Genomic DNA, 10,387 nt, shown 5'->3' with positions numbered 1-10,387 from the left:
GTAAAATCACAAAATATGTCGCCCCAGGCGGTAGAAATGTCAGAATGGATAGCCATGTCTATGAGGGTTATAGCGTTCCGCCGTATTATGATAGCATGATAGGCAAATTAATCGTCCATGATATAGATAGAAATAGAGCTATTGCTAAGATGAAAGTCGCACTTGATGAGCTAATCATACAAGGGATTAAAACAACCAAAGATTTTCATATAAATATGATGAATAATGATGATTTTATCAATAATTTATATGATACAAACTATTTAGCAAAGCATTAAATCTATTTAATAAATCAAATTTGGTTAAGATAGCCAAATTTGATTACTTAATTATATTTTTTTATTTGAGAAAATATTTTTTGTTATTTTGAATTTATTTAATATTTCCAATTTATAAAACCAAAAAATTTTAAGCTCCAAAATCACTTTTATTAAAAACTCTTTTGAGTTTTTAATAAAATTAGTTAAATCCGTGGCGTAAGCCACCCATTGAAAGGCTTTTACAGGGAGGGGTGTTAGGGGTTGTTAAAGGGAAAGGGGTAGCGGCTGCCAAAAAGCGCTTCCCTTCCTACTTAAAATAAAAATAAATTCAAAAATTTAAATTTCTCTCATATTTAACATCATCTAAGCTCATATTTTTGCCATGGTTATTAAACATTATTTCTGGATTCATATATTCATTATTAATAACTTAGCCTCATAACCTTTTGGGACTATGACACTATCGCTTGTGCTAGGGGCGATTTGTTTAAATCATATTAAAGGTTTTTTCTCATTGGCTAACACACTAGAAGGCGAAAAAAAACCCCGCATAAGCCAAAACAGCGCTAGAAACTTTCAGAAAATTTCTTCTTTCCATAAAAAACTCCATATGATAAATTATGATGAAATTATAAAATCAGCTTGTAAAATTTTTATGATATTTTGGTTAAAAATATATAAAATTTAAGATATCGAGTTAAATAAAATTTAATTTTATGATTTAACTAACAAGGTATGTGGTATAATTGTGTTTTTGACTTATAGTTTTAGCAAAATTAGACAAATTATCTCTACCCCCCCCCCATATAATTAGCATCTTGTTCTAAAATAATTTTTTTAAAGCTCTCCTTAGGATAATTTTCGTTAAATAAAAAATCAATAATTCCTAAATATGGTATAAAATTATCCCCTTTTTGTTTATATATAGGATGAATAAAAGTTAAATATTCTATATTAATTTTGCTATTTTCGAAAATATCTATTGCATGTTTAGTTTGTAGATATTTTTTAGATCCTTGTGGCGATAGATATGAAACTGCTTTTAAATCTTGACAAATTCCAAGAAGCAATTTCTCTCTTTTTGCGTTGATATTGGTTAATTCACTGGATTTGTAAATAGGTGTTTTGATATCTAGATCTTGCATAAATTTAGTTATTAAGTTTATATTTAAATCTGCCAAACTCTCACAATGCATAATTTCATTATTTAAAATCTGAAAATAATAATCAAAATTTACACTCTTTCTATAGGCATGATATATCGTGTTTAAAATTTTTTTGCGCCATCTATCTTCAGGCAAAAGCTTTATATCGCTTATTTTACTGGTTTGAGAAGTTTTTTGAGTTGATAAAGATAAAATAAATTCTCTATCATTTAGCTTAATCTTATTTCTACTTTGCCAACTGCGTCTCTCAAATTGTACGCTATCTAAAAAAACAAATTTATCAACACTATTTATCATATAAAAATAGCCTAGCCAAGGTAAAAAGGTAGGCTGCATAATGGCTATTTTCAAGATATTTTACCGTAAATTACAATATCGCTATCGTTTATTATATGATTATTTTTCATCAAATTTTGATTTTCATAAGTGAGAAGTTTAAAATCTTTTAAATTCAATTTCTCTTGTAAAATTTGGATTAATTCATGCTCTTGATATAGTGTATTTATAGCGCCTGGTTCGCCTGTAATGTCATAATTATCATCCATTTTAAAGCAGTTTGGCTCTATCATCTTGCCTACGCCATATCTAAAATCCCTAATACTCCTTGTTCTAAGAAAAAAAATAGCATCTTTTTTATACATTTTATGCTCTTTTAAAAGATCAAGCAGTCTTAAAAAATCAGCTCTTAAAAAGTAATTTATAACATTTGGTATAAGCAAAATATCAGCATTTATACCACTATTTTTAGGAATAAAATCAAACATATCACTAGCAAAAAATGAGTAGTTTTTATATCCAAAGATATTTGCGAAATTGTAGTTGGCATCTTCAATTTTTTGTGGATTTATATCCACACCTATACACTCATTATCGTATGAAGCAAAAAGACTAAGATTATTGCCATTGCTACAAGCTAGCTCTAATACTTTTTGGTTTGTTAAATTATGCAATCCATTTTTAAAGAAAAATGGTATCATAGCACTATCTGGAAATTTTAAACCTTTTAAATTTTTATACATATTACTCTCCTAGTTGATTTTTCCATAAATTATTATATCACTATCTTTGATATAAACCCCACTTTTTACATTTAAATTTTCACTCGTAATTAGCGTAAAGTCTCTTAAATTTAATTTTGATTTTAAAATTTCTACTAGTTCATACTCTTTATAGCAACTACAAATTATCCCCTTTTCACCGCTATATTCATCACCATCAAGGATAAATACACCATCATCTATCTGTTTTCCAAGACCATATCTATGATCTTTTAAACTTCTTGCTCTGATGAAAAAATCGCTATTTGACTTTATAAGTTTATTTTGAATTATATTTTCTAAAAGTTTAATAAAATCAGATTTTGTGATATAGTTTATAACATTTGGTATCAACAAAACATCACTCTTTAAATCTTTAGTATTTTTACAAAACTCTCTCATATCTTGATTAATAAAGTTAAATTTATCAAATCCATATACATTAGAAAAATTAAAATTGGCATTTTCTACATTTTGTGCATCAAGTTCAACGCCGATAACTTCATAATCATAACTAGCAAAAAGAGCAAGATTATTGCCATTATTGCAGCCAAGCTCTAGGACTTTTTGGGGTTTTATATTTAGATGATTTTTAAAAAAATATCGTATAAGCTCACTATCTGGGTATTTAAACCCTTTTAAATTTGAAATATAATTACTCATTAATTGCTCTAGATTAGGATATAATATCCGATAATTATGATTAATTTAAATTAATAATAAATAAATATAGTTATTTTCGCATTAATTAAATATAGTTTAAATATAGTTATATCAAGGGGTTGGAGTGAGTAAAAAAATATTTATTTTAGGTACTGGGACTGATGTAGGCAAAAGCTATATAAGCGCCTTAATAGTCAAAAAAATGCGTGAATTTGGATTAAATATAGGATATTTTAAGCCTGTTTCGAGTGGGAATTTGTTATGCGATGATGGAGATGTAATCCCGCTTGATGTGAAGTTTGTGCGTGAGTTTTCTAAGATTGAGCTTAGCTACTCTCAAATGAGTGAGTATAACTTTATTAAGCCTTATTCTCCGCATTTATCGGCTATAAATGAGAAAAAGCAAGTAAATTTAGATAAAATTCTAGCTAAATTTAAAATCCTAGATGGGATTTGTGATTTTTTGGTGATTGAGGGTGCTGGTGGGGCGATCTGCCCTTTTAGATATGATGAAACAAAATTAATGCTACTTGATATAGTAAAGGCTATGAATTCAAGCGTTATAATAGTCTCAGACGCAGCGCTAGGAGCGATAAATCAAGTGGGATTAACTAGCTTTTATCTAAGGCAAAATGGGGTTGATATAAAGGGCGTGGTGTTAAATAATTTTGATGAGAATTGCCCAATTTGTGTTGATAATAAAAAGATGATAAAAGAGCTTTTTGGCTTAGAAATTCTCTCTTGCGTTAAAAGAGATGAGCTAAGCTTAGAAATCAATAAAAATGATATTTTAAATATATTTAATTAAGGATAAAATATGCTTTTGGATATAGCAAAGATGGATTTGGAGCTAATCTGGCATCCGTGTTCGCAAATGTATGATTATAAGGAGTTACCACCGATTGTAATAAAGCGTGGTAAGGGCGCAAAAATCTATGATGAAAATGATAAAGAGTATATAGATATTATCAGCTCTTGGTGGTGTAATCTGCTAGGCCACTCAAATGAGTATATCAATCAAGCTATCATAAATCAGCTTAACAATATAGAGCATGTGATATTTGCCAATTTCACTCACGAAGGCGCCGTGAGATTGGCTAGTAGATTAAGGCAAATTCTCCCACCTAAGCTAGATAAATTCAACTTTTCAGATAATGGTAGTTCGGCTGTGGAGAGTGCGCTTAAAATGGCGTTTCAATATCAGCACCAAGTAGGCAACACACATAAGAATAAATTTATCTGCCTTAGCAATGCTTATCACGGTGAAACTATCGGTGCTTTGAGCGTTGGGGCGCTTGATTTGTATGCTAAAATTTATGAGCCAATGCTCTTAAAAGCTATCCGCATAAAAGCCCCTGATATGTATAGAAGCGAATTTGAAGGTGATAGCGATGAGATAGCTAGAAAATATTTTGAGCATTATGTGGTGCCGATTTTTGAAAAATATGGCAAAGAGAGTGTGGCCTTGATAGTTGAGCCTATACTTCAAGCTGCAGCTGGGATGATGATATATCCGCCTTTGTATCTTAAAAAACTACGCCAAATTTGCGATGAGTATGGGGTATTACTAATAGCTGATGAGATAGCTACTGGATTTGGGCGGACTGGGCGGATGTTTGCTTGTGAGCACGCTAATATCAGCCCTGATATCATAACACTCTCAAAGGGTCTAACTGGCGGATATATGCCTATGTCTATCGTGGCTACAACTAATGAAATTTACAACGCCTTTTACGCTCCATACTCGCAAGGCAAGGCCTTTATGCACTCTCATACTTATAGCGGAAATCCACTTGGATGTGCTGCGGCGAATGCGGTTTTGGATATATTTGAGAGTCAAAATATCTTAAATTTAGCTCAACAAAACGCAATTTATCTAAATAATGAGATAAACTCTGCTCTAAACTCACATAAAAATGTAGGTCAAATTCGCTCCATCGGACTCATAAACGCAATAGAGCTAGTAGAGCAAAAAGATAGCAAAAAAGCCTTTAATAAAGATCTAAGAATCGGATATCAAATTTACAAAAAAGCTCTAAAAAATGGTCTTATATTAAGGCCACTTGGCGATGTGATATACTTCAATCCACCACTAAATATCCAAAAAGATGAGATGGATGAAGCGATAAAAAGGTGCGTAAAAAGCATTGATGAGATTCTTGGGGGATTTTAGTTTTTTAAGATTAAAATTGCGAATTTATAACTTAGGCTAAAATCATCATTAAAGTGCGAATTTAAAGCTTTATAAGAGTTTTTTGTAAGCTTAAATTCGCCCTTAATATTATTAACTCCAGTATGTTTAAGGTGAGTTAAAAGCTCTTTTAAATTGCCAAATTTTAGCTTTATTTCTTGCTCTTTTATTGTGAGAATTTCAAATTTTTGGCTAAAAATCGCTTTTAGCTGGGCTAAATTTTTATACTCCAATCCTTGATTTGTAAAGCTAGAAAGCTCCCTTAAAGTCCCATCAATAAATATACTAAAAGCCAAAATTCCATCACTTTTTAAGCTAAATTTGAGCCTATCAGCCAAATTTTCAAGGGTATTAATCCATTGAAAAACAGAGCTTGAGATGATTAGATCTTGTCTATTTTGAATTTGTAAATTTGAAATATCCCCTATTTGAGTGCGGAATTTACTCATAAATTCACTCTCATAAAGGTCATTTAAAATCAAATTTTCATAACTCAAATTATCTATAATCAACCTTGTTAAAACTCCGCTTCCAGCGCCAATTTCATAGATATCTTTGAAATTTTGCCTATAATCTTTAAGAGTTTGTATTAAAGCATTTGCCGCATAAATCTGCGGTTTAGCATAAAGGTCATAAAATTTCGCATTTTTAAATTTCAACTATCTCTCCAAAGCTTTTAAAATTAAAAAATGCAAAATGCGGAGCGTTTATAATCCTAGCTTTATCCTTAAAATATTCTAAAACTGCCCTATTATCAAAGACCAAATCACGCTTACTCACATAAGCCCTATCCCACGAAATAGCGTTATCACAAGGCAAAATAGCGTTTTTATAAAGATTTATAAGCTCTATTTTGGCATTTTTATTAAATGTAAAATCTTTCCATTTTTGCTCATTAATGCCTAAAAAACAGAGCCTTTTAAAGCCCTCAAAATCAAACTCGCTTATACTTTTATAAAAGATATCTTTTTTAATCCCATATTCTTCATCTATTCCAAAAGGGGTGCCATTTATAGCGACTGCGACCTTTAAGGGGGTGTTTTTCAGCGCCAAATTCGCAGCCCAAACGCCCATTGACCACGCTATTAAATATATATCTTTATCTATTAACATTTCCTTATCAAAGCCCAAATCGCTATAATCACTAACCACCAAAAGCCCATAATCCCCAAGCTCCAAGTGGCTAATGCTACTTTTATCAAATCCATAACCTAAAAATAACACAATAAGCTTTTTGCTATCTTTAATGAGTTCCATTTTCATCTAAAATCCTTTTTAAGTTCACCAAATCATCAATTTCTAAATCCGCCCTTAAACTAATCCTAAGCCTAGCTTTCCCTTCTGGCACCGTAGGTGGCCTAATGGCTGGTATGAAATATCCAAGACTTTTTAAGCTATTTGAAAGCTTTAAAGTCTTAGCATTATCTCCTACGATAAAAGGCGAAATATGAGTGAAACTTAGCCCCAAAAAATTAATTAAATTCCTTAAATTTTCACGCTCTTTTGTGTAGTCTTTGCTTAGTACAAAGTTGCTCCAAGCTACATTTATAGGTGGTAAGGCAGTCGAATATATAAGGCTTCTAGCACTATTTATGAAGATATCTTTAAACTCATTTGAGCTTAAAATCACAGCCCCACTGCTACCTAGCGCCTTGCCAAGAGTAATAAGCATAAAATCAATATCGCAACTCAATCTAGCACCAATCCCAAGCTCATCTAGAGCAAAAAATGAATGAGCTAGGTCGATATAGAGCATCACGCCATCATATCGCTTTTTTAAAGATAGCATAAAATCTATATCCGCCCTATCGCCATCCATGCTAAAAATCGCCTCGCTTAATATGATAATATGCTTAAATTTATCACAATTTTGCTTAACCAAACTCTCTAATGCTTCATTGTCATTGTGGGCGTAGCGTTTGAATTTCGCATTTGATAACTTCAATGCATCTATCATACTAGCATGAATTAATTTATCAGCTATAAAGAGCGTATCATCACTATTTAAGGCGCTAATACAGCTTAAATTCGCACAATACCCAGAGTTGAAAATCACCGCACTTTTATGAAATTTAGCCTCAAACCAACTCTCTAAACGATCAAATTCATCACTTGAAGTATATACCAATCTACTAGCCCCAGAGCCAAAATACCACTCACTACCCAAACAAATTTGTAAAAATTCATCTCTTAATGCCCTATTACTAGCTATCCCAAGATAGTCATTACTACCTAAATTCAAGAGATTTTTACCATCTAAACTTAGAAATTTTGAGCTTATCTTAGAGTGCTTTAGCTCCCTAAAACTGCTATTTTGCTTCGCTTTTTCTATATCAAACATTATAACTCGCTTAAATTTGCCTTTTAAAAAGTTATAATTATATCAAAATGTAGCTATGGATTTTTAAATTTTCAATATTTTTCTAAAAGCATTGGCTTAGAATTTGCGACTTTACCAAAGATTGTATCGGAATTATAGATTTGGGGTGGATTAGCATTGAGTTAAGTGCTGATTAGATAGTTGGTATTTTATATCGCATAATTGGGCTATATCTTTATCGTGCGTTACTAAGACCAAAGCGGCGTTATTGGTTTTGATATAGTCAAAGATTACGCTCATGACCTCTTTAGCAGTGGTTTGATCTAAATTACCAGTTGGCTCATCAGCAAAAATAATTTTAGGATTTTTGGCTAGTACTCTAGCGATACTAACTCTTTGCTGTTGGCCGCCGCTAAGTTCGCCGATTTTTTGATTTATTACTTTATCGATTTTTAATGCTTTAAGGAGGTTTAAATTAATTTTTTGACCGCTTAATATAGTGGCGAGTTCGATATTTTCAAAACCATTAAATCCTTTAAATAGATAATGTGCTTGAAAAATAATCCCAAAATCATATCTGCGAATTTTTAAGAGTTCATCACTATTTAGCTTATAAAGTGATTTATCATTATATATAACTTCGCCATCAGTAGGCGATAAAAGTGTAGATAAAATGTGTAAAATTGTGGATTTTCCGCTACCACTAACACCCATAATAGCAGTAGTAGTAGCGGGTCTGATATCTAAATTTATATCGTTAAAGAGCAAATAGTCAAATTTATGAGATAAATTTAACGCCTTTAACATTATTAAGCCATTTGAGCAGCTACTTCAGCAGCAAAATCCTCAGTCTTTTTCTCTAAGCCTTCGCCAACTTCGAATCTTACATAGCTTACAATTTCTATTTCGCCACCAAGTTTTTTAGCCTCTTCAGCTATTACTTGTTCAATAGTTTTTTTGTCATCCATTACATAGAATTGCCCTAAAAGAGTAAGTCGCTGGTCAAGTTGAGTATTGTCAGCTATGTATCTCTCTATTTGACCTGGAAGGATTTTATCCCATATAGCCTCAGGTTTGCCTTGTTTTCTTAGCTCTTCTTTTAATTTTTCAGTTGCTTTGGCTATCACTTCATTGCTTAATTGTGCTCTACTAGCAAATTCAGGTATTTTGTGAAGTGGTTTTTTAAGGCGGATTAGCTCGTCATTCTCTTTTTCAAGCTCACCTTTAAGAGCTAGATACTCTTTTTCTACAAAATCTGGGCTAAACTCTTTATAGCTTATAACTTGAGGCTTCATAGCCGCTGCGTGCATACAAAGATTTCTTAAAAAATCGCCAATTTTGCTAGCTGTCGCTTCAGAGTCGCAAGCAGCACCGATCAAAACACCAACACGGCTATTTGAGTGGATATATCCAGCTACAATTCCATTTTTGCTAGCTTTAATGGTTTCAAATCTTCTTACAACTAAATTTTCACCAATGGTAGCGATTTGGCTTTGGAAAAACTCTTCAAATTTAACTCCACCAATGCTAGACTCTTTAAGCTCATCAATTGTGGTGATTGCGTTAGTTTGGACATGTAGAGTTGTATTTTTCACCAAATCAACAAATGTAGCATTTTTAGCCACAAAATCAGTTTCAGAGTTAATTTCTGTTATGGTAGCTGTTTTGTTATCACTGCTTACAACTACGCTTACAAGACCTTCGCTAGCTAAGCGGTCAGCTTTTTTAGCAGCTTTGCCAAGACCTTTTTCTCTTAGTATATCAACTGCTTTTTGCATATCTCCATTAGCTTCTTGAAGAGCCTTTTTACAATCCATCATCCCAGCTCCAGTGCTTTCACGGAGCTCTTTTACCATATTTGCGCTAATTTCCATTACTCTTCCTCGCCTTCAGCCATAGCTTCTTCTAATATTTCATCTTTCTCTTCTTGAGTTGGAGCTTCTATCTCTTCACTGATTTCGCCATCTTGATCTCTCAAAGCTTTACCCTCATTGATCGCTTCAGCCATCTCTTGGCAGAATAGCTGAACGCTTCTGATAGCGTCATCATTGCCTGGAATTGGGTAGTCAATGATATCTGGATCGCAGTTTGTATCTATAGGAGCCACTACTGGTATTTTAAGTTTGTTAGCTTCTGCTACTGCGATTCTCTCTTTTACTGTGTCAATTACAAATATTATATCAGGGAGTGTTTTTATATTTCTGATACCGCCTAGAGTTGCTATTAACTTCTCTTTTTTGCGTCTTAGCATTAAAGCTTCTTTTTTGGTAAGTAAATTTATAGAGCCATCTTCTTCCATAGCTTCTATAACTTCAAGTTTTCTAATTGATTGTCTAATGGTCCCAAAATTTGTCATCATACCGCCAAGCCATCTGTGATTTACATATGGCATACCGCATTTTTCTGCGTACTCTTTGATAGCTACGCCGGCTTGTTTTTTAGTACCGACAAATAGTATTGTTTTGCCTTCAGCTGCGGCGTCTCTTACTATATTATAAGTATATCTGAAATATCTAATAGTTTTTTGTAAATCTATTATATAAATGCCTTTTCTCTCGCCAAAAATGAATTTTTTCATCTTTGGATTCCAGCGTCTTGTTTGGTGACCAAAATGCACACCACACTCTAGTAAATCTCTCATAGTAACCATGAGTTTCTCCTTAAAAAAATTTGATTAGTTTATTCCTCTATGCTCCTTAACAGCGACATTAACTGCAACTAAACAAGGATTAGCATATGTGAAATGAAGT

11 protein-coding genes and 1 pseudogene are annotated in these 10,387 nt (G+C 32.4%); 3 read left to right on the top strand and 9 right to left on the bottom strand.

Going from position 1 to position 10,387, the window contains the following annotated elements; all coding sequences use genetic code 11:
* Window positions 1-278: pseudogene (locus tag CIGNP85_RS07725) on the top strand (acetyl-CoA carboxylase biotin carboxylase subunit); the annotation flags it as partial.
* A 773-nt stretch (window positions 279-1,051) separates the two neighbouring features.
* Here CIGNP85_RS07725 and CIGNP85_RS07720 read toward each other — a convergent pair.
* From CIGNP85_RS07720 to CIGNP85_RS07710, 3 genes are read right to left on the bottom strand one after another with little or no spacing between them, the layout of a single operon-like run.
* Entirely contained in the window at window positions 1,052-1,762 is a 711-nt protein-coding gene (locus CIGNP85_RS07720; protein ID WP_086251613.1) for a WbqC family protein, read from the bottom strand.
* Window positions 1,763-1,773: 11 nt separating this feature from the next.
* Window positions 1,774-2,445, bottom strand: a complete 672-nt coding sequence (locus CIGNP85_RS07715) for a methyltransferase domain-containing protein (RefSeq protein ID WP_086251573.1) — start codon at window positions 2,443-2,445, stop codon at window positions 1,774-1,776.
* A gap of 9 nt (window positions 2,446-2,454) precedes the next feature.
* Window positions 2,455-3,126, bottom strand: a complete 672-nt coding sequence (locus tag CIGNP85_RS07710; protein ID WP_086251574.1) for a class I SAM-dependent methyltransferase — start codon at window positions 3,124-3,126, stop codon at window positions 2,455-2,457.
* Window positions 3,127-3,250: 124 nt separating this feature from the next.
* On the opposite strand from CIGNP85_RS07710, the gene bioD reads away from it, so the two are divergent.
* Window positions 3,251-3,934, top strand: a complete 684-nt coding sequence (gene bioD, locus CIGNP85_RS07705; protein ID WP_086287758.1) for a dethiobiotin synthase — start codon at window positions 3,251-3,253, stop codon at window positions 3,932-3,934.
* A gap of 9 nt (window positions 3,935-3,943) precedes the next feature.
* Window positions 3,944-5,299, top strand: a complete 1,356-nt coding sequence (gene bioA / locus CIGNP85_RS07700) for an adenosylmethionine--8-amino-7-oxononanoate transaminase (RefSeq protein WP_201790156.1) — start codon at window positions 3,944-3,946, stop codon at window positions 5,297-5,299.
* Here bioA and CIGNP85_RS07695 read toward each other — a convergent pair.
* The 6 genes from CIGNP85_RS07695 to rpsB form a co-directional block, all read right to left on the bottom strand.
* Window positions 5,296-5,976: a biotin synthase gene (locus CIGNP85_RS07695; RefSeq protein WP_086287756.1), complete on the bottom strand. Its 681-nt coding sequence runs from the start codon at window positions 5,974-5,976 to the stop codon at window positions 5,296-5,298. The genes bioA and CIGNP85_RS07695 overlap by 4 nt on opposite strands.
* Window positions 5,966-6,580, bottom strand: coding sequence for a pimeloyl-ACP methyl esterase BioG family protein (locus CIGNP85_RS07690; protein ID WP_086287754.1), 615 nt, complete (start codon window positions 6,578-6,580; stop codon window positions 5,966-5,968). Before CIGNP85_RS07690 ends, CIGNP85_RS07695 begins: the two co-directional genes overlap by 11 nt.
* On the bottom strand, window positions 6,561-7,658 hold the full coding sequence (locus CIGNP85_RS07685) for an aminotransferase class I/II-fold pyridoxal phosphate-dependent enzyme (protein ID WP_086270322.1): 1,098 nt from the start codon (window positions 7,656-7,658) through the stop codon (window positions 6,561-6,563). The genes CIGNP85_RS07690 and CIGNP85_RS07685 overlap by 20 nt, the downstream gene beginning before the upstream one ends.
* Window positions 7,659-7,808: 150 nt before the next feature.
* Entirely contained in the window at window positions 7,809-8,444 is a 636-nt protein-coding gene (locus tag CIGNP85_RS07680; RefSeq protein WP_086287752.1) for an ABC transporter ATP-binding protein, read from the bottom strand.
* Between the two features lie 2 nt (window positions 8,445-8,446).
* Window positions 8,447-9,511 carry a translation elongation factor Ts gene (tsf, locus tag CIGNP85_RS07675; RefSeq protein WP_086287750.1) on the bottom strand — a complete coding sequence of 355 codons (1,065 nt, stop codon included), beginning with the start codon at window positions 9,509-9,511 and terminating at the stop codon, window positions 8,447-8,449.
* The gene (rpsB, locus tag CIGNP85_RS07670; protein ID WP_086287748.1) at window positions 9,511-10,287 is read right to left on the bottom strand and encodes a 30S ribosomal protein S2; all 777 of its coding nucleotides are present in this window, start codon (window positions 10,285-10,287) and stop codon (window positions 9,511-9,513) included. The genes tsf and rpsB overlap by 1 nt, the downstream gene beginning before the upstream one ends.
* Between the last annotated feature and the right edge of the window lie 100 nt (window positions 10,288-10,387).

This window comes from Campylobacter sp. P0085 (genome assembly GCF_002139495.1).
In the GTDB taxonomy this organism is placed as follows: Bacteria; Campylobacterota; Campylobacteria; order Campylobacterales; family Campylobacteraceae; genus Campylobacter; species Campylobacter devanensis.
This window is presented reverse-complemented; position numbering and strand designations above follow the sequence as displayed.